The 22,967-nt window shown below is 38.5% G+C and carries 15 protein-coding genes and 4 pseudogenes; 7 read left to right on the forward strand and 12 right to left on the reverse strand.

Annotated features, from left to right (window positions below; all coding sequences use genetic code 11):
* Window positions 1-948 (forward strand): leucine-rich repeat domain-containing protein (locus tag IG80_RS0109000; RefSeq protein WP_156962146.1); only part of this gene is annotated, 948 nt, incomplete at its 5' end.
* A 167-nt stretch (window positions 949-1,115) separates the two neighbouring features.
* Here IG80_RS0109000 and IG80_RS14110 read toward each other — a convergent pair.
* The 4 genes and pseudogenes from IG80_RS14110 to IG80_RS0109010 all read right to left on the reverse strand — a co-directional run.
* Window positions 1,116-1,339 (reverse strand): annotated as a pseudogene (locus IG80_RS14110) (IS3 family transposase); the annotation flags it as partial.
* Between the two features lie 178 nt (window positions 1,340-1,517).
* Entirely contained in the window at window positions 1,518-3,329 is a 1,812-nt protein-coding gene (locus tag IG80_RS0109005; protein WP_032113727.1) for an F-box protein, read from the reverse strand.
* 263 nt (window positions 3,330-3,592) lie between these two features.
* Window positions 3,593-4,057: pseudogene (locus IG80_RS16870) on the reverse strand (Y-family DNA polymerase).
* Entirely contained in the window at window positions 4,012-4,587 is a 576-nt protein-coding gene (locus IG80_RS0109010; RefSeq protein ID WP_032113728.1) for a LexA family protein, read from the reverse strand. The pseudogene IG80_RS16870 and the gene IG80_RS0109010 overlap by 46 nt, the downstream one beginning before the upstream one ends.
* Window positions 4,588-5,464: 877 nt before the next feature.
* Between IG80_RS0109010 and IG80_RS0109015 the strand changes: the two genes are divergently transcribed.
* The 4 genes and pseudogenes from IG80_RS0109015 (at window position 5,465) to IG80_RS0109030 (ending at window position 10,627) form a co-directional block, all read left to right on the forward strand.
* The gene (locus IG80_RS0109015; protein ID WP_052046294.1) at window positions 5,465-6,817 is read left to right on the forward strand and encodes an MFS transporter; all 1,353 of its coding nucleotides are present in this window, start codon (window positions 5,465-5,467) and stop codon (window positions 6,815-6,817) included.
* Window positions 6,818-7,033: 216 nt separating this feature from the next.
* A pseudogene (locus tag IG80_RS16875) lies at window positions 7,034-7,123 on the forward strand (IS66 family transposase); the annotation flags it as partial.
* Window positions 7,124-7,416: 293 nt separating this feature from the next.
* The gene (locus tag IG80_RS0109020; RefSeq protein WP_032113729.1) at window positions 7,417-8,433 is read left to right on the forward strand and encodes a hypothetical protein; all 1,017 of its coding nucleotides are present in this window, start codon (window positions 7,417-7,419) and stop codon (window positions 8,431-8,433) included.
* A gap of 655 nt (window positions 8,434-9,088) precedes the next feature.
* On the forward strand, window positions 9,089-10,627 hold the full coding sequence (locus IG80_RS0109030) for a hypothetical protein (RefSeq protein ID WP_032113731.1): 1,539 nt from the start codon (window positions 9,089-9,091) through the stop codon (window positions 10,625-10,627).
* Between the two features lie 500 nt (window positions 10,628-11,127).
* Here the strand turns inward: IG80_RS0109030 and IG80_RS0109035 are convergent, their stop codons facing one another.
* The 5 genes from IG80_RS0109035 to IG80_RS0109050 form a co-directional block, all read right to left on the reverse strand.
* Window positions 11,128-12,576 (reverse strand): class I SAM-dependent methyltransferase, encoded by a 1,449-nt coding sequence (locus IG80_RS0109035; protein WP_032113732.1) that lies wholly within the window; start codon window positions 12,574-12,576, stop codon window positions 11,128-11,130.
* A gap of 133 nt (window positions 12,577-12,709) precedes the next feature.
* Window positions 12,710-13,939, reverse strand: a complete 1,230-nt coding sequence (locus IG80_RS0109040; protein ID WP_032113733.1) for a glycosyltransferase family 32 protein — start codon at window positions 13,937-13,939, stop codon at window positions 12,710-12,712.
* 68 nt (window positions 13,940-14,007) lie between these two features.
* Window positions 14,008-14,184, reverse strand: a complete 177-nt coding sequence (locus tag IG80_RS15200; protein WP_156962147.1) for a hypothetical protein — start codon at window positions 14,182-14,184, stop codon at window positions 14,008-14,010.
* 537 nt (window positions 14,185-14,721) lie between these two features.
* The gene (locus IG80_RS0109045; RefSeq protein ID WP_032113734.1) at window positions 14,722-15,033 is read right to left on the reverse strand and encodes a hypothetical protein; all 312 of its coding nucleotides are present in this window, start codon (window positions 15,031-15,033) and stop codon (window positions 14,722-14,724) included.
* 654 nt (window positions 15,034-15,687) lie between these two features.
* A complete protein-coding gene (locus IG80_RS0109050) occupies window positions 15,688-16,155 on the reverse strand; it encodes a DUF2383 domain-containing protein (protein WP_032113735.1) in 468 nt (155 codons plus the stop codon).
* 381 nt (window positions 16,156-16,536) lie between these two features.
* Between IG80_RS0109050 and IG80_RS0109060 the strand changes: the two genes are divergently transcribed.
* Window positions 16,537-17,379 carry a hypothetical protein gene (locus IG80_RS0109060; protein WP_032113737.1) on the forward strand — a complete coding sequence of 281 codons (843 nt, stop codon included), beginning with the start codon at window positions 16,537-16,539 and terminating at the stop codon, window positions 17,377-17,379.
* Between the two features lie 483 nt (window positions 17,380-17,862).
* Here the strand turns inward: IG80_RS0109060 and IG80_RS14705 are convergent.
* From IG80_RS14705 to IG80_RS0109075, 3 genes and pseudogenes are all read right to left on the reverse strand, one after another.
* A pseudogene (locus IG80_RS14705) lies at window positions 17,863-18,534 on the reverse strand (IS1595 family transposase); the annotation flags it as partial.
* Between the two features lie 132 nt (window positions 18,535-18,666).
* On the reverse strand, window positions 18,667-18,801 hold the full coding sequence (locus tag IG80_RS16880; protein WP_084756344.1) for a transposase: 135 nt from the start codon (window positions 18,799-18,801) through the stop codon (window positions 18,667-18,669).
* Window positions 18,802-19,152: 351 nt separating this feature from the next.
* Window positions 19,153-21,171, reverse strand: coding sequence for a ComEC/Rec2 family competence protein (locus IG80_RS0109075; protein ID WP_198027333.1), 2,019 nt, complete (start codon window positions 21,169-21,171; stop codon window positions 19,153-19,155).
* Window positions 21,172-21,462: 291 nt separating this feature from the next.
* Here IG80_RS0109075 and gltX point away from each other — a divergent pair, with 291 nt between their 5' ends.
* On the forward strand, window positions 21,463-22,860 hold the full coding sequence (gene gltX / locus IG80_RS0109080; protein ID WP_032113740.1) for a glutamate--tRNA ligase: 1,398 nt from the start codon (window positions 21,463-21,465) through the stop codon (window positions 22,858-22,860).
* The last annotated feature ends 107 nt before the right edge of the window (window positions 22,861-22,967 follow it).

A 22,967-nucleotide genomic window follows, 5' to 3' on the forward strand; every position in this document is an offset into this window, starting at 1 on the left:
CTTCTCACGCAACTTTTAGCCATGCAAGCAGGAATGGGCTCAGAAACCTTACAGCAAGATAAAGAACCTTTCGCCCTTAAGCAAAATCTTATTGAATGCCTCGATGATTCTTCTCCTAAAAAAAGAGATAGTGTTCAACAAGTTGCCTCTGCTTCTCCAAAAACCTTAGATCTTAGCTCGTATCATCTGAAAGATAAAAAAATGATCCATGTTGTGGGATTACTAAAAGGTAGTGGATGTGAAGTTTTGAATTTAAGCAATAACCAATTTAAAAATGATGGCGTGCAGATGCTTTTCGATGATCTTCCCCCATCGGTAAAAGCTATTGATTTATCATATAACAAGCTCACTCCAACCTTGGGTATAGGTTGGATTATGGATTGTTTAGAGAAGACGAAGGGCCTTAAGTTTCTTGATATAAGTTATAACTGCACAACTCTTCCTTCTAACGTTGGAGAAGCAATAGGAGAAGCATTAGAAAAAAATCCTTCTCTACAGACACTCAAACTTAGGGGAATGGGATTAAATTATGAGAGCTTCCATTTTATCAGGAAAGGATTACGCCATAATACTAATCTTACTTATTTGGATATAAGTGAAAATCCTATGGATGGGATACTTCTTTTAGAAGACCTAATCCAGGAGAATACTTCTCTTAAACATATTGAAGCAGAAGGTTGCGGGATAAATAGAGAAGACTTCATAGATATTCTTCTCACTTTAAACGAAAATCAAACATTCGAGTACCTTGGTTTTGATAAAAACCCAAAAGTTCCTGACGAAGAGTTAAAGCTGTGGGCCCCCAAAATTGAGCAGGATTTGGGATTTAAGGTAGATCTTGAAAGACATACCCTTGCGCGGATTTCTCCTTTAAAAAAGCCAGTTCCACGAGAATATTGGGTTTATTCCATCAAGAAAGATAAGCCTTCAATTTCAGAGAAGATGTAAGAAAAGGAAGCATTATCAAGTTTCTGAAAAGTTATTGAGAGGAAAGAAAGGTACCACAACATATCTGGACCGATCCTGATTGCAAAGTAAAAGAATTGGGCTTATAAAGTGTAAAAGTTAAGACCTGATCTGACAGTTACCCATTTCGGAACTATACCTATTTACTGTCAGATTAAGTTGAGATTACCAACTTTTTTCTGCCAGATAGATTTCCCATCAAGTAATGTTTCCATCGGTGTTCGTCCACAGCACATTTTTCCTTGGTGAGTTCGTTGATTATTATAATATTCCAGCCAGTTGTCCAGATCTTTTTCAACTCTTCAATAGCAGCATAAATCTTTTTACGGAATGTAATTTGATAAAATTCATTGAGAATGGTTCGATGGAACCTTTATCGAGTAGGTGCAGAGATTTCTCCCTGCAACCCTCACAGAACCAGACTTGCGGATTTCCCGCATCCGGCTCTTCAACAAGTTAAATATTGATCTTGCAACCAGAAATAATAACAAAATAGGGCTTACCTAAAACAGGCTGCCCTGTACCCTAAAGTAAGAAATTTAATTATTGAACTATTCAATAGGATTTAGCGATGTACTGGGCTCACCTAATCCCAGCTGTTTAAGAGTATGTCCATAGTCATCAAGTATGTTTTCCCCAGTTAATTTTAGTTTTGAAATGGCATTAAGGTTATTTATGAGCTTATCTTTCATTCTTTCATCACACATTCCTTCATCACACTCTTGTAAACGTAACCTAATTGCGAGATCGAAATACTTACATGCTTCGAAAAACTCAGGTGATTGATAAGGAGCGTGTCCTTTAGGATGACGGATAGATAAAAAGGATTTTATATTTCTTGCAGCTACTAACGCCATGTCTATATCTAGATGATAGGGCTTTAACTGATCATTAGTTTTTTTATCTTTTTCATATAATTTTTTTAAAAACCTGAAAGCTATGTATTCATTTTGTATCAAGTATTGACAGTATTGCTGAGTTACTGAAAGCAATGTAGGATTAGCAGAGGAGACTTTTGATGGCTTTGGTTCCCACCAGGAAAAAAGGGGGCTTTTCATAATAGTTTCTTTAAAATGAGTAACTGCTTTTTGAAGATTTCCTTTTTCTGCTTCAGTCCAGGCTTCAATCGCTTTTAGCCAGTGCCCATTGATATGTGCCAACGCGGTGGTATCTTGTGGTGAAATTGCTTTGTAGAGGCCTGTGATAATAGTTTGCTTGATAAGGAACCATAACCCTATTTCATAGTGAGCTTGGCCTCTTTGAAAGTTTGGTAATGTATTTGCTATTTCGTTTGCCTTTTTATAATATTTAGTCGCTTCTTCCGTATTTATACTAATTGCTTCTATCCTATTTTTCCCCTGACGTGCTTTTGTTCCAGTGAGGAAAGCCCGACTGAGCATCAGGTTTGCCTCTATAGACCTAGGCAAGCTTGTTTCTAGTATGTTAACAACTTTTAAAACTTCCCTTTTTGATTTACCTTCGTGGATTCGAGCGCTTAAATAACTTGCTATTCCCTTATCTAACGAGAAATCTTTGCCTGCTTCCTGTCTTTTATAAACTTCTTCTATAATTTTTAGAAGTTTGTCTACTTTATCCCCCTTTCCCATGGGATTAAAAAATAATTTGTTTTGAAATATAAAAGAGACAGCTGACAAATCGCCAGCCTCAAAAGCTAAATCCAACCACTTGTTCCTGCAAAATCCGTATGATTTGTGACTCTGGTGTTGTGTAATCCCTGCAGCAGCATTAGCACGGGGATTGCCATGGTAAAATTCATCCAAAAATTCATTAATATTATTATACTGCCCATACTTTATTACCTCCTGGAAAACAGGCACAAGACTATAGACAGCATCTCTTACATCATGGGAAACCAACATCAAATTTGCTAGATCTTTCTTCGAACAATAAGAGAGTATTTCTTGCTTAAGTTCATCTGAAAGATAGTCTGTAATATTAAAATTTGAGGAAGTTGGCTTGGCAAAAAAGTCACGGTAATATCTTTTTTTCAGCTGTTTAGATGCTGCTTCCATATCTTCTAATCTGGTTGCAGAATCGTCGCCCAGGATAAATTTTCTAAATGCAGGGGTAAGGCTTTTTAAATAATCCAGGTGATTTTCAAAATCGTCAATTTGCTTATGCTTCTTACTAGGTTCTTTTTCGTCAAGCTCAGCAATAATTTCTTGCGTTTGGGTTCTTTGTCTTTTGTGTTCTTGAGATTTTTCTTCCTCTTTTTCTACTTTTATAGAACTGTACGGCCTTTTGTTACCCTTGGAAGGATTAATATCATCTCCACCCATAGCCAACACCGTCATGGGTGCAGCAGAAAGAAAGAGGGGTAAGATTTTTGTTAGTATTTTCATTTAAAAAATTCCTTTTTATTGAGATTCTGGAAAAAAGTTAAATTGATATAAGGTAAAATCCAGACATCTCTATAGATAAGTATAAAATTAATGGTTTCAATAAATTTGTGAGTTCCTTTCCTTAAAGCTTCTGGAGATTTGTATAGATTTTTTAGGGTCTGGATCCTCTTCTAAAGCAAAACAAGAAATTCCGTTCAGCTCGTTTATAAGCCGTTGGCCAACCACAGCAAAGTGGTTGGCAATCTTTGCCAGAGTCTTTGTTTTCAAAATTCCAAGGCAGGTAGGAATACTAAGGGACTGGCGTATTTTTTGACGAATAGAAAAGCTGTCTCCAATAAAGGAGAGACACCAGTAAAATCAATAAATGCTTCATCGATAGAATAGACTTCTAATTTTGGGACTAAAGACTCTACTAAAAACATTAATCGAGCTGAAACATCCCCACATAAAGCAAAATTTAAGGAAAAAACGGTGATGCGATGCCGATCAATATTCCCTTATAGTTAAATAAAGGGGCCCCCATGGGAATACCTAATGCTTTTTACCTCATTAGACCTTGCAATGACGCATCCATCATTATTGGAGAGGACTGCTACAGGTTTATTGTGCAAATCTGGTCTAAAAATTCTTTCACATGACGCGTAAAAATTATTTACATCTATTAGTTCAAAAAGAAACTTTGTTAAAGTTTCACGAATTGGTGGATAACAGACGTCACGACCCCCCATATGTAAAAATCCATTTCAGCTGTGACTTCTATAGGCTCATAAGAGGTGTTTTCTGGTTTTAAGTAGCATTTATCTCCCTCCAAACTCAAACGTTTCACTGTTAATTCACTATTAAGGACAGCAATGACAATGCTACCGTTTTTAGCCTCAATCGAACGGTCAACAACCAAAATATCTCCATCATTAATTCCCGCTAACACCATAGACTCGCCTGAAACTCTTACAAAAAAGGTTGTTGCTGGTTTCGAAATCAGTTGAGCGCTTAAGTCCAGATAGGAATCAATGTCTTCATCAGCGGGAAAAGGGGCCCCCGCTGCTACTTTATTTGAGAATAGCGGTAATCTTATAGAAGTCTCTTGAACAAGAAAAACTTCTTTTAAACAAAGAGAAACGCCTGATTTGAGAGAATCAATGTAAGTATCAAATGCCGCAGAGACCGACAAAGGAATCCGCCGCACTACTGTTTTTTCACGGTAATATCCAGAGTTAGGTTTTCTTCCAGAACCTGGCCTAAATCCACCTTTTGGCATTTTTTTCTCTTTATTTTGATTTATGTTACAAAAATCATAGCATATCTCAATAAAGATTGCTATAGTCACAATCGAAGGTTTGAAAATAAGGATAATTTAATAAACAACTCCTAATTAAGAAGAGAGTAACATGACCGAATTAGCTCCTTACAACACTCCCAATAGGCGTCACCGTTTCTTACGCAAGAGAAAAAGAATGAAAAAAAGAACTCAAATTCTAGCTCTCCGCAATACCGAGAAATCAACCACAAAGAATACCTTTCTAACGTTTCTTTTTTTGATGAGTATTTTTGCTATTCTCGCTTACTTTCGCCCGCATTAGATTGGGAGCATACCTTATAGCTAGAGAAATATTAGCAAATTCATATGAGTCCAGAGGAAGGTTATAGGTGCAAATTTTTTCTCATAGATTGGCTTGCTAAAAAGATTTATCAAATAAATAAAACAATAAGATGTAAGCCGTCACCTTATAGATTCACATCTTATAGATTCACAAGCTAATTAGCTAAAATTCATCAATTACGAAAACCAACCTTTCAAGAAAGATTAAAACAATGTTGGCTCCTCACCCTATTACTAACAAACGTGCCCGGTATGCATGCCTTAAAAGGAAAATGAAAAAGAGACACCAAGCTCAAACAATTCAGGATAGACAAGTTCCAGGCCTCCTAACTCTTCTTTGCCTGATTGTGCTTTTTACTATCCTTGCTTATTTTCGTCCTAACTAACAAAATAGAGGACTTCATGTCTAAAAATCCTTTGAATACCGCCGTTTGGTTCCATAGTAATAGGTTATAAACAAACATTTTTTCTCATGGATAGGCCTATCTGAAAGGATTATGAGAGAACTAAGCTGTTTAAATTTTAGGTTGTTACCATGAGGGTGCTTTCCGGTCTTAACCGCGAACAAAAAGAAGCAATAGGCCTTTTACAGATTGGTACTTTCCTTGAATATTTCGACCTTATGCTATATGTGCATATGGCTGTAATTCTAAATGAACTTTTCTTCCCCAAAACTGATCCACATACAGCTGCTCTTCTCTCTGCTTTTGCATTTTGTTCTACCTATGTTCTTCGTCCATTGGGAGCTCTTGTTTTTGGCTATATTGGTGACAATATAGGGCGCAAGGCAACGGTTATTATTACCACGATGATGATGTCGCTTTCCTGTATCATTATGGCAAGCTTGCCGACTTACGCCCAAATTGGGATTACTGCCGCCTGGGTTGTTACCTTGTGCAGGATCATTCAAGGTATTTCATCTATGGGGGAAATTATCGGGGCTGAAATCTATTTAACAGAGATGACTAAACCTCCCGCAAGTTATCAGATTGTTTCTTTAATTTCCTGCGCAGCAAGATTAGGAACTATGGTGGCTTTAGGAGTTTCCACGGCCGTTCTCAGCATTGGAATTGAATGGAGAATTGCTTTTTGGTTTGGAGCTGCCGTAGCAGTTATTGGCTCAGTAGCCAGGACGCGGCTAAGAGAAACCCCCGAATTCCTTAACCACAAAAAGAACATAAAACTCCCACGGAACTCTAATAATACAGTCCTATCAAAGGCAGAAAATAAGGTTGAGAATGCTAAATCAAATTTAAAAAATAAAGCATCTTTTAAAACTGTACTCGCCTATTTTCTGATGTCATCCGGACCGCCAGCCTGCTTATATTTTAGTTATATGTATTTTGTACCTCTTTTAAAAGGCAATGGACTTAGTAGTGAATTTATTGTCAGACAAAACTTTTTTCTTTCTATCATTGAGTTCTTAGCCGTTATTGTCATCATTTATTTGAGCAAAAAGCTGGAACCTTTAAAAATAGTCAAATATCGTTCTGCCTTATATTTATTGTTTATTATCTTGTTTCCTCTGATGATGTGTCTCAATCAAGATTATCATTTTATTTTTTTTATTCAATTCTTAAGCATTATTTTTACCTTAACAGGTGTTCCAGCTATTCCCATTTTGATTAAACATTTTCCCGTATTGCGACGCTTTACTTATACAAGTTTGATTTATGCCTTATCGAGGGCGGTTATTTATGTGATAACTTCCTTTGGTTTGGTCTACTTTACAGAGTGGTTTGGGCATCTAGGAGCTTGCTTTATTTTACTTCCTATAACAGGGGGATTCTTATGGGGAGTCCATCATTTTGAAAAACTTGAAAATTCCCAAAAAGCTTTTGCCGATAAACCCTTAAGTCCTTATTTCTCAAACTTGCAAAACTCCTAACTTTTGCAACGACAATCAGTAGTTAGGAAAATACTGAACCTTTCTCATTGCAAAACTTATGGCAAAAGTAAACTCTTTTGCCATAAGTTTTGCAAAGAAAATTTCTCGTAAGAGGGCTTTATGAAAATTGCAAGGTTATCGAGCACGTGCGCTATCAATACAGTTGCAGAAAAATTTCTGAAAGGCTTTCAAGGATATCTGTAAACTGATGCCTATAAAGGATACACTCAAGTCACAGCTCACGAAGGGGTGACAAGCGTTGGTTGCTGGGCCCGTGCGCGGCGTAAGTTTGAGAGGATGTGGTGAATCTGGGTGGCAAGTATGGGAAAGCGGCAGAAGCAGTCGCGATTGTGCAAAGAAGGCGTGAGTATCCTTGTAAAATAGCTGTTTTCGTGGGCATATGGGAACATGTTAGCTGTATGACGCGACGTGCAGAATTATTGCCTATTTTTTAAAATCCTTTCAATATTCTATCTTCTTGAAATATCTCATTTCTTTATTTGGATCACTGCTTAATTCGACGATTACAATTTTCTCAACTTTTTGTGGATATTATTCACCATCGTGCTTATGTGTAAAATTAATTATTGAAGATAATTATGCATATTATTTTTTTAGTTTTACTTGTTTTTATTATGAATCCTTTAAACGCTATGGAGAAAGATCCCGATAGGTACGCGATTAATCTTATGTGGCTACATAAAAATTCTAGCGAAAATCCCTATATATACCGCCTTAAAAATCAAGAGGATGAGGATAAAGATGACAAAACAATTTTTGAAGAAAATGTGGTTGCTCCTATTCAGGCCTGGGCTAGAAAAAATCCAAACGCATCAGTTGTTTTTTGGTATGATGGTAATTATACAATATCAAAGGCCGTAGAGGGGACACGTGCTTACTTCTACCAAGAATCTTTGCCTAATATTGCGATGAAAGATATTCGAGAGCTTCCTGCCGTTAAAGACAGAGAAAATGAAATTGTATTTTCTCATGAAATTCCTGTTTATTTTCGCTCTGACCTTCTTCGTCCTATCATTCAACTTCATCAACTTAAAACGGAAGGATTTCGATATTCTGTCTATGCAGATCTTGATGTAACAGCCATGTCTACTGAAGAGCTTTTTGATGAAAAAACAAAAGAAAATCTTGAAAAGCATGGAATTGTGATGGCAAGTAGTAAAGGAACCATCTCTTTTACTGGTTTTGAAAACTCTTTTCACATCTTAAGCCAAGATCAACCCCTTATGCATGAAGCACTTTATGAAACTGTGGTTCGTGGAAGTATTTTACGCGCTCAAAAATATGTAAAAATAAAAGGAGATCGTCTCCAAGTGCATTTCCCTCAAATGGTTTTCTCAGTTTATGTATATCTTCCTATATATTTCAATTACCTTAAGGGTACGGTTGAATTATATCTTCCTGCCAAAGAAGCTGATGAAACAAAATATGATCCAAACATTCATTATGATTTTTTAAGGTTCCCATGCTTGTCTTTGGAAGGTCCTTCCAAAATGCTTAGAGCGTCTGCTAATGGGGAAAATGTGCCATTTATCAGTTATGACAAATTACCTATTAAGGAAATTGAAATGAAGACTCAAGGGGGAAAATATAACTAGTCGACCCTGAAGTAAGAGTTTATTAAATGAACCCCTCTTTTTTGATAATTCCTATCTCTGAGCACTTTTCTATTCTCCCTTCATTTTTCCATCTCTGCAGATGCTATGGAAAAAGATACTTTACCAAAAGAAAGAGAAGAGACTTCCATAGCGCCAGAAGGATTAAGGCCAACACTGGCTGATCTGGCTGCGAAAGATCATTATAGCGACTCAGAAACAGAATGATTTCTTCCTCAATGACACGAGCCAATAGCTGCTGCGCCCCAGTCGTAGAAGACTGCTGAGCGCATCTCCCCCACATCCCATTGGCTTTTTAATTCAATAACATTATCTTTGGTCATGGCGTATTGCCTGGTTTATTCTTTTCATTAACGGAATATGCCGCCTCTGCTTTTTAGCCTATACACAACTTTCGGTTATATCTCGAAAGACAGCGTAAGAGATAATTTCAGCTAAAAATCGATGACGTTTATAAAGCATAGAACCTCCTGTTTCAGAAGTTCATGCCTTATATTATTTAATTTTAAAAGTTAAGTTAATGTGATGGTACCGTCTGCCTCTCTAAAAAGAAACTTGCAATAATATAGACAAATATAAAAATAAATGTAATCTTTCACTTCATAAAAATTTTACTTATTACCTTTTAAGAGTATTTATGAATATTGCATATTTTTTTAAGAAGTGGATGTTTATTGCTTTCACTTTGACTGTTATAGCTGTAAAAACCTCAGCAAGTACCATAGATGAATTTGCTCAGGTTCAATATAATATGATTACGAAGTTGAATAATTATATTGACCAAGAAGCACCAATTGATATAGATAGATTGTCTGAAGAAGCCAAAATCCTCATACAACATAATACTCTCACAGCACATGACTTAATAAGCCATATTCTCACAGGTAATAAAAGATACTTACTCCAAAGAGATTATACATCTTCGCTGTTCTGTAATCCACCTAGTGTACAGCTTGAATCAATAGCTCAGCGTTTATTAAGTAAAGACTCCTACAAAGTCCAAGAAGAAAAGCTATTGTACCTCATTTTTAACCTTTTTGAAAAAAAGGAATTTACCCTACGGGTTAATTTTTTATGGATTGCTAATACAGTGCTAGATGTTGCGGTCAATGATTTATATATCCAGCCTCTCAGAAAAAATTTTTTTGCCCGAGATGTTTTTAAAGAAACAGCACAGCAGGCCTTAATTCTGCCTAAAAACAGTAGAAGCTTAGAATATGCTCAACACGCTATCTCTTTGCTTTATTATTATGATTATGTTGCTCTTGTGATAGACCACCTTTATAATCCTCACACCCCTTTGATGAGTTTTAAGGATATCTATTCTCATCTGGCAAGCAGAACGTATCAATACTACCAAGAACTTGCAGTACCATTAAATACTTATGAGCTTCTCCTTCCTGATACACCTCAGTCTGCAAAAACCTTTCTTGAAAAAGGAGGTCTTAGTCTTCACGACATCCAATACTTATTAGTCCTTAAGTTGTCCCACCGATCTAAGCTGTCTCAGTTATGGTCTTTAAAGGAGCCTGAGGTAGAAATTAATAGGGACTTGTGGCTTAGTTGGTGGAAAAAATTGCTTGAGGTGTCTTGGAACCAACCATTGCTTATGAAGAAGATTTCAGAGGTGATAGATGAGGGCGATATCCAAGATAGGTGTGACATTTTTTATTCTCTCATGGCTCTACCTTTTAGAGAGCGAGTAAGTCTCTTCCAAATTATTATTAGTTCTTATAAATTAAAAAAAGGTAGCTCAAATGTCTCTATCCTTATAAAAGCATTGTTGAGCATTCCCATCAGCAAATGGCCTGAGCTTAGCTCTTATATAAGTTGTTTTATCTTTCCAACTACAGACCCTATAAATAAGTCTATTATGGTTAATGTTTTTAAGAATGTGCAGTATAAAGAATGGCCAGAATTTTTTACAGCTTGCTTGCACCTCACTGAAGGATTGCGGCCGGTTGAGCAACCCGATGCTATGGTAATTTTATCCCATATTTCTTCTCATAACTGGCAGCCGTTCATTACTTGCGTGAAGCGTCTTATCCCTCAAGGTACAAACACTTCCCTCAAGCTTGAGATTATAAAGCTGCTTTCTCAATTTTCTAGGGAAAAATGGCAAATTATTACCCATGTACCGTTTAAAGACGAGAGGAACAACGTCATAAATTATTGATGCGGCATCATTAACTTAACTTTTAAAATTAAATAATATAAGGCATGAACTTCTGAAACAGGAGGTTCTATGCTTTATAAACGTCATCGATTTCCAGTTGAAATTATTTCCTACTTAGTTTACGCGATATAGGCGAAATTCTAGCTTATCGAGGAATAGAGCCGTTTAAACAATAGAGAAGCTTTTAAAAACGCTCTGCAATTAACTACCTTAGGAATTGGCATTCTATCACTCAACAGAATCAGTATGCCTAAAATTTGAAAGAAAGGGTTATTTGTGCCTTAACTTGCCCATTAATCAGTTAAGTTGACGCTACCACCCAAACAGCTTAAATTGCAAAGTTAATTTAAGGGTACCGGCGTATTCCCTGTTTTATTTTTTCATTAACAGAATACGCCAACTTCCTTTTTTAAGCTATACACAAAATTCCGTCATATCTCCTAAAAACAACACTGCATCATAGCCATAATTCTCAACAGAGTAGGTTTTAACTTAATTTTTCATTTTTTTAGGGCGATAATACGACCTAAATATGGATTATCCTCCTTGTGAATAGAAAGCCCTTGGGCCTCAAGGGCATAAACAATACTGAATCCTAATGAATCCAGCTCAGTACAAAAGTTTTTAAAATGAATATAGCGTCGATAGTGATCAGTGACGCCTTCTGTCCTACTAAGCTGTAAAGAACGCTGATACATTGGATCTTTATCTGTCCTAAATTCTAAAAACAGTTTGGCACCAGATTTCATTCCAGTGAGAAAATCTAAAAACTGCTTTTGCTCTTGTTCGCTAATAGAATGTATGAAAAAGCGTGCATAAAAGTTATCGTATGAAAGAAATTTAGCAAGTTTTTGTTGATCATTAATATCAACTACTCTGAATGAATCTGTGGTAAGTCCACTATCCTTAGCATAGTTTTGATTAGATTTAATAGCATTTGGTGACGCATCAATACCCACGGCTTTAATATTATTTTTTTGGAAAAAAAATGTATCGCGCCCATTTCCACAGGCAATATCAACCAAAGATGCATCTTTTTCAATAAAATCGTTTTCAATTAAATATTGCGCAAAAGTCGAAGGGGTGAGAGCAAGATTATTTTTCTTATAAAATTCTTCCCAAAATAAGGAATTATTTGCAGAAATAGGAGGAGGAGCAATATGAGTTTCAAAAAACATTTTAACACGTTCCTTGAGAGGCCCTGTTGGCTGTGCGGCGCTACGGTCATTCTCAGTAAGCATCCAGAGATAGTTGTTTTTTAAAGAGCTAATATGTTTATGTGATACATAGGCAATGGTATTCCATGCCGGCCCATAAAAGCGATTAAAGAAGTCAGTTGGATTTTCTAGTCCTTTGGCTTTAAATTCACCAAAATTATAATCTTTTTGTTGACGAAACTCCCCAGGTAACAGGAATGGATTTCTAAAAATCTTTCTTCCTTCTTCTGCCGCTAAAATATATCGGTTATTTTCGTGGTCCAATCTAAAAGTGAATAAATCCAGGAAAGGATATATTTCTTCGCCATTTGTTAATTTAAGAGGCGTTTTAGAATAGAGTTTGTATCCAACGATATTTTTTGGATCATAGAATAAATTATATCCTAGGCTAGCAAATGTTTCTTTGGTTTTTTCAAGCTTTGGCTTATCTTCTTCTAAAAACATCAAATCAACATCATCATCATGATGGATAATACCACCACCACGTACAGCGCCTAAAAGAGAACCAAACATAAGCGAGTAAGGGATTTCAAAATGATCCAATACTTGCACTGTATCGTAAGTAATTTGATATAAAGCTTGAACTAAATTAGGATCTGTTTGGATCTGCTTTTTAATGGATTGCGCTTCTTGGAAAGAAACTTCTTTATCTAGATCGATACAACGATCGTTACCAAAAACCAGTGAAGAAGTTAAAAACAGACACGCAATCATCTTAGTGAGAGAATACATTTTACACCTACTTATATTATAATTTTCGAGAAACTATTTTTATTAAAACTTTTTATAAGTTAAGAAAAAGTTAACAATTTAAGAAACCCCCTATATCAGGCGATGTTTGATATAGGAGTGTGAATAAGGAAATTTATCCTTTACTGCCATATTTGCTTTTTTCTGTCCAGGTTGATTTCCAATAGTGTACCCCAAGGGCTTCTGGGGGAACTGATTCATCTGGTTTTACCACTGTAATTTGGGGATATGCATGTTCAGGAGTTGGATAGAGAGTTTCATGGGAAAAGATAATATCTATATCTTTCTTTTCAGAATCAATTGCTTTAGCTACCGCTACTGTAAAAGCACCAGGGCCAGTAATAAGGATTGTGCCAAAGCAGTTAGTGTCAGGGATAGTAGAGATATATTTTTTGACTCTAAGTGGGTCATAATTCCGCTTAATTAAAGATAAATACTCAGTAATTACAGGGTGACGTGGGCTTGATGCGATAAACGCATTGCAGATAAAAGAAGACATGGGTTCGCGAGCTGCCACAAAATTATAATTATTTAAGAGAGGACGGAGCGACTGGTGAATGCGATAATCTACATCTCGGTATACGCCGCCATATTTTTCTAAAGCGACGAGTCGAAAGATATCACTAGCCCTGCCAAATTTTTTATTTTTTAATTCCTCAAGAAAGTAAGTTTTCAGCTCAAAGTCCCCCAAAAGACTAATTTCCCTTACTTCAATATCAGTTGAGGCGAATCTGGCTACTGTTTCTGGGAGTTTATCTTTACTATAGACCCAAAGAATATGTTTGAAACCTTGCTGTGAAGGACAAGCTTTTAAGGACTCTAATGTGAATTTGATGAACTCATCTGGAAACTCAATGGGATTTTCCTCATGAGTTAGCCATATGGCATGAATAAACCCAGGAATTCTTGGTTTTTGAATTGTTGAAGATGCTTGATTAAAAAGGTATGGGAAATAATTTTTTTTATAAAGAGTGTTGAGTTTTTCAAAATAAGCTTTTGGATCGATACCCTCGTTAAGAAAGAGACAATCAAATAGATAATTTAAATGGCCATCATATTGTTCTTTAAAACTACGGTTTAGGTTTGTTGGGGGGTTAACAGCGTATAAAGGACCATAAGGAACTAGCAATGGCTTATTGGTGGGTTGAAATTGTAGGAAAATAGGCTTGAAATCCACAAAGGGAACAAATTGGGGAGTATACGAAATTTCTTTCAAGCTTAGGAGAAGAGTATATCTTCCAGCACTTTTTTCAAGGTTTATAAAAACATTTGGGGCCTGTACATCAGCTTTAAGGCAAATATCCTTAGAGCTAAAAGTAAAGATTTTATCAGGCTCAATTTCCACCGTATTATAAAAAATATCATCATTTTTTAAAATCGTAAATTTAACTGAAATAACTTCAGTAGTTTCATTTATAACTTTTGTTTTTTTTGGCGGATTTTTTCAATGAATTGGTGTACTTCATGCTGCCTATGATTATAAGGAACGAGAGCTTCAGGTTCTATTATTTGATCAATATCATTTGCATACGCAAATGAACGAAATAAACTAAAAAAAACAATAATATTTTTTAGCAAAGTAATCTCCATAATTTTAATTTCTTTTTAAAATTTAGGAGACTAACGATTTACAAATTATTAATATGAAAACGCTAATATGCCCAATGCGATTGAAAAAATGACTTTTATCTAAAAATTAAATATCGTGAATCCCTGCCCAAGATGTTCCCGCCAGAACAGGGTGAAACGCTTATAAAAACACATCGATTTGAGTGTGATAAAAAGCGGGCAGATCGAATGAAAGTCGTTCTTTAGTATGACGAAGGGTGAACACAAGAAAAAATAGTTAAAGCTTTATTTATCTATGGGAATACCAAGACATGCAGAATGATTGAAATCGCCGAATGCGTTGACACAAAATAGTGCCAATGCATAAAAACTGCCCTTTTCTCCCAGCTGGAGCAGAAAATATTTGTGAAAATGAGACAAGAACGCTAAGGACAAGTGTCGGTAGATGTTAAGTTGTAAAAGTTAAGACAAGATCTGACAGTTACCATTCCTAAAGCTATGTTTTTTGTTGCTATACTAAATCTTAACTTCTACATACAAATCTACTTTACTAAATGTTTATTTAAAAATATTTCCTATCTTTTTCCCAGCATCTTTGATTGCCTCCCTGGCCTGGACACCGCGACTTGGCTCATTGTCTTTTGGTTGCTCAGGATTTTGCAGTTGAGCTTGACGTTGTTGTTCTTGCTTAATCTGTTTTTTAAGGTCATTGATTCTTTCAAGGTCAGCATTTTGCTGCTGCAAGGTAATTAATTGCTGTTGAAGATTCTCTTCTGTTTCATTTCGCTCCGCAGCACTTACCCCACTTACCACTGCAACCACAAAAAACGCAGTAGTGATACTTTTTAAAGTAAATTTAATATATTTCATAATAAACTCTCCTTTGTGATTACCAATACTTTTTTATTAAACAACATATCCCTACAGTAAAAAAGCGTCAAAAATTTCATAAAATTTACTTTTAAAATAAAAGATAACCAAAGATTCAGATAGAAAATCTTGGCTGCCCTTATGTGTGAAATTGTCATCATGGCTAATGCTAAACTTAAATCCCTACCACATAGCAACTGTGTTTTTAACGCTGTACCTCTTTATGATAAAAATGTAGTTGTAGGGTGGTATCAAGAATGATCAGAAGCTTGCGCATACATGCTGTTAGAGTAACCTTTTTCTTCTTCCCTCTGGCAATTAACCAATCGTAAAAAGGTTTAATATTAGAGTTTATGAGAATATAGTACTATGAGCGTACACGCTAGACCTTGAGAGCTCCACATCGTCATGTTCATATGGAAATTATTCTCAATAACTCAAATTTGGCAGACAACAATCCACTACTTAAAGACCCTATCGCAGGTTCTTGAGGCATCCCCTAAAAAGGAGGGTAATATTAGTGGAGCATTCGCCCTACCTAACAATTCAAATATTTAAATTTAATTGAGGATGATATAAATCAATAACCATAAAACCTCTACTAATATTACACTCGGTCCAAATTTTGAAGGCCTCCTCTGAGCTTAATTTTTATTATTCATCAAAATCACCGTCACTCCCTAGAGTATCTTCTAACCATTTTTTATGGCGCTTTTCGTCTTCTAGGCCACGTTTCAAGATTTCCTGGGCCTCTTGCCACTTATCAGTGCGATCATTCATCCGTTCGTAAGCTGTATTGGTGTCAATTTCGTTACTAAGCATGGCTTTTAAAATAGTATTGTCACCGATAAGATTAGCTAAGATGATTTTTCCCTTAGTAAGCCATTGCTTGCCTGAGCTTAAGTCTTGAGGAACGTCTTCTCCGTATCGACTCAAAAGGTCGGATAATTCCTTAATATGCCGCTCGTGATCTGATTTAAACCCTTTAAGTTGTCTCTTATAATCTTCAGCTCTAAGCCTATCGATTGCAGCTTCATACGCCTCTACAGCAGCAAAATCAAGTTTGATAAGTTCTTTAACAGAATCTGCAAAACTAGTTTGTGTTCCCACTAAAGTTACCATGTATATCTCCAATTATTATAGGTATTTCATATCCATTAATAACCTCATATAGAAAAAGATGAGACGTAAAGATTAGGCGAGATTTTACTGTCAACTCATTGCTAGTTTTAAATATTACCTAAATTTGTCTTTAGTCCTTTATTTGGATTCTCCTCCTTATCACCTAACTAATGTTCTCAACGGTGATATTAAACAGGAAATTCTGGCATATTTATTCTGGCATATTTTTGAGTCAGATTTATATTTTATGGGTATGCAGTTGATTGGCATTCATATTCGCTATAATAATCAAAACTGTATTGAAGAATATATGTCTTCAACTTTATACTCTCACGGAGAATTCTTTATGAAAAAAACTTAAAGCTTCTTATCTCATCTTTAATGATCGCCCTCATCTTTGCATCGTTTCAGGTGAGTCAGGGCACGGAACTAGAGCCTGCTGATGAATCTGCATTCAAAGTTTGTCCAAAAGAAATCACGGCTATGATTTTACACCGTGCTGCTATTGATGAATGTTTAGACAATCGCAATCCAGTTAACATACTACTTGTTTGTAGAGAATGGCGAAAACTAATCGAGGAAGAATCCATCGATGGTAAGACCGTAAAGAAACTCTGCCAGGAAGCATGGTATGGCGTCCCAGGACATGAAGAAATTTATGAAAGATTTTTAAAGGGCGTATTGATTTACAGACCGCAAGAGGGAAGCGAAGTTGGGCGGATTGATCTACCGATAGCGGCATTAGAGAATCCGTTAGAGGGTACGTTTGATTTATCGCAGTGTGGGGATGTAGGTAATTATTTGAGCATATCGACAGGTTATCGTAAAGAGAAGAAAGCGAAAAATGCAAACAAGCTCGAGATATGGTTTACCCCGCGGTTTTTGATCGAAAAGGCACTAACGACTACCGCAGGTCATTTTCAAAAGATTTTTGGGAGATGGAACGACAGCGCGCCGGTAGGCATTTTCTGGACATGGGGAGGATGGGACAATTTAACTTGCTATGATTATCTTGTAACAGAAAACTTAGATCAATTATCTAACGATAATTTATATGAAAAATGTGCAGCTGTGTCGCAGCGCTTAGAAGGCATGCACAAAATGCATGACGATTTCGGGCGCCCGCTGTCACCACGCACAGTCGCGTTGTTGTGGGATTCCATTGGAACCCCTCCCGTGGATTATGGCATTATGCAAAAATTTCATGTTCATTTTGCGAACTAAAATAAGATACTATAGATCATTACCTAAGCTGAGAGCTATGGCGCCCTGTATCCAACATGAAGAGATACTGGGCAATAGGGTTTGAACCGAGGTTTCAAGCCCTTCAATTGTCGATAGCCCCAATTTTAGCCAGCGCGCCCATTGACCGACGTACCGCCGCGTGATCGCAAGGGCATCAGGTTTTTGAGCAGCTAAAGACAACAAATGCGTCAGAATATTTTCAAAAATACATATTTGTTAGAGCTGCTTCATTAGATTGATACAAAGATATATCCCGCCTGACAGCCATGTTGTTTGGTAACGGCGAGATACATTTTATTGGTTTGCGACGGCCCATAAAGCGGGGCAGCGGAGCTTAAGGTATAAGTCCTTGCCAAAAGTTGCTGCTGTATGACAGGCTTATGTAAATTCCAATTAAGGTAGAAATCCCGGACATCAGGATTTGGGGAACACTTGAGGCGTGCCTTGCATAGCCAGGTTGAATTAACTACTGTACTTGATAGCAGGATTTCCTCCTTTGAATGAGGCTTCTACTGCTGGATTAGCGTTGACAGCGTTTTCCAAGAGTCGATAGAACAGCATACCCCTAAATTTAGAGGTTCTACGATTGAAGCGAAACGTAAACTCATCCAGATAATAACCAAGGTGCGTGGCTTGTATTCCCCCCTGTAAAGTTCCAAGCAACCAGCGTTTCACAAGAGATGTAATAATGTTGGCAAATGGCAGGAGATTATCTCCGAGATGGGCATTAGAACGGACAACGACATGATCATAACCCAAGGCTTTCAGATGTTTTGTGCTGTATCCAGCCCATCCATCGGTATAGAGAGTGGAGCCGGGCTTGATAACGTATCCAAGTGCCGTATTTAAAGTTTCTGCCTTTGCATCGCTAATGTGCACTAAACGAATTCGCCCTATATGTCGATCGACTTTCTCTGCAGCAATCAATACTAATTCTTTTCCTTCTGCGCCGCGCCTTCGCTTGCCTGACTTTGCTCCACCAATAAAGATTTCATCTACTTCTATCTCTCCGCATAACTTATCCCTTTGAGGAGAAACCATCGCAACACGAAATTTATGAAGCCAAGTCCACGCCGTATGATAGCTACCAAGTCCAAGAGCTTTCTGTAAACTACGAGCACTTGTCCCATGCTTGTTTTCGGTGAGGTGTCATGCCGCATGAAACCATTGTAAAAGAGGTTTCTTGCGATCTTGAAAAATCGTACCAGCTGTTATCGACGATTTGAAAAGACATTGATGACACCGCTAAAGTCCTGCTTTGTCCAACTAGTATTTGTCTTCTCCACATCGCGTACAGATAAAGCCATTTGGCCAGCGTATTTTAAAGAGATATGAGTAACATGCGGCATCATCCGGAAACCATTTTACAAATTCGCCATAGGTTTTGGGGTAGGTAGACATAGCTGAATACTACATCTAGGGAACATGCCAGTCAACTGCGTACCCATATTATATTTTTCCCGCAATTGACTCTAGCGTTAGCGTAAGGATTGCTGATTTAAAAACATCTTCATTAGCCAAGTCATTGAATTATTTATCCATAATTTCTTTAACACGAAAGTAATTTAGGGAGACGGCTCCCCAACCACCGGCTAAAAGGCGGCCTCGATAAGCAGGTCAAAAAGATTGTTTATAGCGGCCAACTTTAAATAGATTATTGGTTACCCCATGACAGAATAAAAACTTTTATGTTAATGGTGGCGATTTGAAACGGAGGATCTTACGTTTCTGCTGCCGAGGGGGCTAAATTTCCTATAATTTGCCATTTTCCCGCATCAATGAGGCATTCAAGACGCAACATTTACGCTCACTCCACGGGCGACATCCCTGGAGTTTGCAGGAGGTGGTAATCTCTAACTTGTCTTGTTTAATGTGGGCAATGATCGTGCCCTGACGCTGCACATTAGACCGGTCCAGGACTTTTCCCATATCCGAACAGGCATACCCAATTGATCGCGGTGACAGCAAATAATCTCCCTGAGCGCAATGCGTTTGTAAGTGCCTTTTCGGGACCTTTTCTACTGCCAAAAACAGTTTCAGCTTGCCCACTGGCATGGTAATAGCCCCCTCCTTTAGGTGGTCGAGCTGGTAACAACCTACTTGACGCAAAAACATTTCCTGACCAAAGCCTGATTCCCCACAGCCTAAACAAAAGGCACGCTCACCATCAAAGCCATAAATTGCTTGTTCACGCTCGGGGATCACTATTTTGAGATCCGACGTGAGTTTCAAACAGAAAAATGCCAGAGTCATAGGCACGACGCCCAAATAACGCCATCGTTGTTGCCACAAACAAAACCAAATGCCACCAATCACAAATAACGCAAGGAATATGGGAGGTTGTTCTGGCATGATAATCGCCGCACCAGGCAGGGAGGCAACGGAATGAGAAACAGTGATCAATATCTGAATGGCACTCTTCAAAAAAGGCGTCACCAAAAACTCTAGCCTCACTGGCATCAACAATAAAAACAACACAATAAGCGGCATAATAATAAAGCCCGTCATCGGAATTGCCACCAAATTCCCTAGCACTCCTTGCAAGGAAAACCGTTGAAAAATTGCAATCGTAAAGGGGGTTGTTGCAAAACTGGCGATTAATGTGGTCGCAATAATCCCTGCAATGTAGAGAATGATTTTTCGGATAAAGCTGCCGCGATCTACCCAATTTTTAAAGGGCCGCCAGCCGTTTTCATAAACTCCAATCAAAGCCACCACAGCCGCAAAGGATAATTGGAAACTAGCCGAGAGCAAGCTTTCTGGATAAATCAGTAAAATCACACTGGCGGCGAAACAAACGAGACGCATGGAAAGTGGATTGCGATCGAGGACAATGGCCAGCATCGCCAACAAAATCATCAAAAAAGCACGAAGCGCTGGAATGCCAACTCCTGAGATCAGCAGATAAAATAATAAAAACGGCACCGTCAGGCACGCCGCTACTTTTTTTAAATCATATCTTTCAGCAAGATGCATCGATAAAGACAGGCCCCTGCGGATCAACAGAAATATAAATCCTGCAATCAAACTTAGGTGAAGACCCGAAATCGCCAAAAGATGCGCTAAACCTGCATCAGTAAAAGCCTGACGCGTGCTATTCGAAATGCTCCCCCGCACCCCAGTAACAAGAGCCGCCATAATACCGCCTATATCTTGATCTGGCAAAAACTGTGTCATAATCGTGTCGGTAATTCGCCACCGTATTCCCTTTAAAATGAGATCAAACTGCCCTTGATGGTGTCCAATTTCCTCAAAGGTCAATAATTGCCCTGTCGCATTCACTCCTTGAAAATAGGCTACGCGCCTGAAGTTATAACCTGACTCACTCATAATGCCGCCAAAAGGAAGAAGATTTGCCTCTCCTTTGATTTCAGCGCCGATGCCTGAAACTCTCAAATCGGGCCGTAAGGAGAGGCGAATTGTTTGCAGTCTTTCATATACCTCGGGACGATTTTTTAACTGGATCAATAATCGCACGCCCCTCTGAGTATAATCCACATCTGCCACTACCCCCGTAAAATGAAAGCTCTTAATCCGCTGATCAATCATGACTGTGTCAGTTAAAACCGTGCGCACATGGGTCACAAAAATGCCGCAACAAAAGGCCAAAATTGCAAGACTGCTCACGTTAAAACGGGAGCGCATACGCCTTAAACAAAACAGGAGTGCAATCACAGTGGTTGCGATAATATGCCCGCTTGTTGGTTGTGTCGGCAGAGAAAAATAACCCAAGATTCCAAGACCAAAGGCAACCGGCCACCAGAGAATCAACCGCTGTCGATCTCCTAAATAACAACCTTTTAAAAATACGAAGGCCTTTTTCAAAAATGGGTGGGGCATAGTGGGGCTTAAGTCGATTATACCAAAACTACCCCCAACCTACTGGAAAAAAGAGAATTATGGCAAGCAGATTTAGGGCGTTTTTTCGCCGAGGACAATAATGTTAGTCAGCTGGCGCGGAGGGGTACGAATGGGGGAACGAGTCTAAAAATGCATAGACAAAAACCGCGTCTTCAAGTAGCTTGAATACAAATCCATTCACAAAATACGTTATAGAAAAACATGACTGTTGTCACCCGTTTTGCCCCCTCACCTACTGGTTTTTTACACATTGGTGGCGCGAGAACCGCTTTATTCAATTGGCTGTATGCTAAGCATCATCAGGGCAAATTCCTCCTTCGCATTGAAGACACCGACAGAGAACGCTCTTCTGAGGCGGCGGTTGAGGCAATTTTTGACAGCCTTAAATGGTTGAGCTTGGACTGGGATGAAGAACCCGTTTTTCAATTTTCACGCGCCGCCCGTCATGCAGAAGTCGCTCTTGACCTCTTAAAACAAGGCAAGGCCTATTACTGTTATTGTTCACCAGAAGAGCTAGAACAAATGCGCGAAGAAGCACGTAAGAATGGTGGAGCCCCTCGCTATAATGGTTTTTGGCGAGATCGTGATCAAAGTCTAGCGCCAGTTGGGGTCAAACCAGTGGTTCGGTTCAAAGCACCCCAAGAAGGCGAAACGATGATTGAGGATTCGGTCCAAGGCACCGTGCGCATTCAAAATTCCACTCTTGATGATATGGTGTTGTTGCGTGCTGATGGCACACCCACATATATGCTTTCTGTGGTGGTGGATGACCACGACATGGGAATCACCCACATCATTCGCGGGGATGATCATCTAACCAATGCATTTAGGCAAACCCATCTTTATCTTGCTTGCGGATGGGATATTCCGCAATTCTCCCATCTCCCCTTAATCCACGGCCCCGATGGCGCAAAACTCTCCAAACGGCATGGAGCTCTTGGGGCAGATGCTTACCGTGATATGGGCTTTTTGCCAGAGGCGTTGTGTAACTATCTTTTACGTCTAGGGTGGGGGCATGGCGACGATGAAATCATCACCCGCGCTCAAGCAATAGAATGGTTTGATGGGACCGGGATCGGTAAATCACCAGCCCGCTTGGATTTGGCAAAGCTGACCAATCTCAACGCCCACTACATCCGAGAAACAGGCAATGCGCGCTTAGTTGAGTTGATTCAACCACACCTCACAGCAAAACTTGGCCGTGAATTAGAGGATACTGAGATTAATCGCCTCCTGCACGGCATGAATGGGCTCAAACAACGCGCCAAAACGTTAATCGACTTGGCCAACGCCTCCCTATTCTATTGTGAGGTCCAACCCATCGATGAAAAAGCGGCAAAGTTCACAACATCAGAAGCCAAAGCACTGGTGAAAGCGGTGGCTGATAAGCTGGAAAATGTCACTGACTTCACCGAAAGCGCTATTGATGCCACGGTCCGTATCGTCAGTGAAGAGCAAGGTGAAAAGCTCGGCAACATTGCACAACCTTTACGTGTTGCTCTGACCGGGAGCACTATTTCACCTAGCGTCTTTGAGGTGATGGAAGTGTTGGGGAAAGAGGAAACATTAAACCGTCTTAAAGTATTTATACTTGAATAACCTGGAGATTCAGTTTCTGATATCAGAATGGAGACTGTCTTGATGTTATCTGACCGAGCTTTGTTGAGGTATGATTCACCATCCTGAGGAAATTCAGGATGGTTCTA

Source organism: Candidatus Paracaedibacter symbiosus, assembly GCF_000757605.1.
Lineage (GTDB): Bacteria > Pseudomonadota > Alphaproteobacteria > Paracaedibacterales > Paracaedibacteraceae > Paracaedibacter_A > Paracaedibacter_A symbiosus.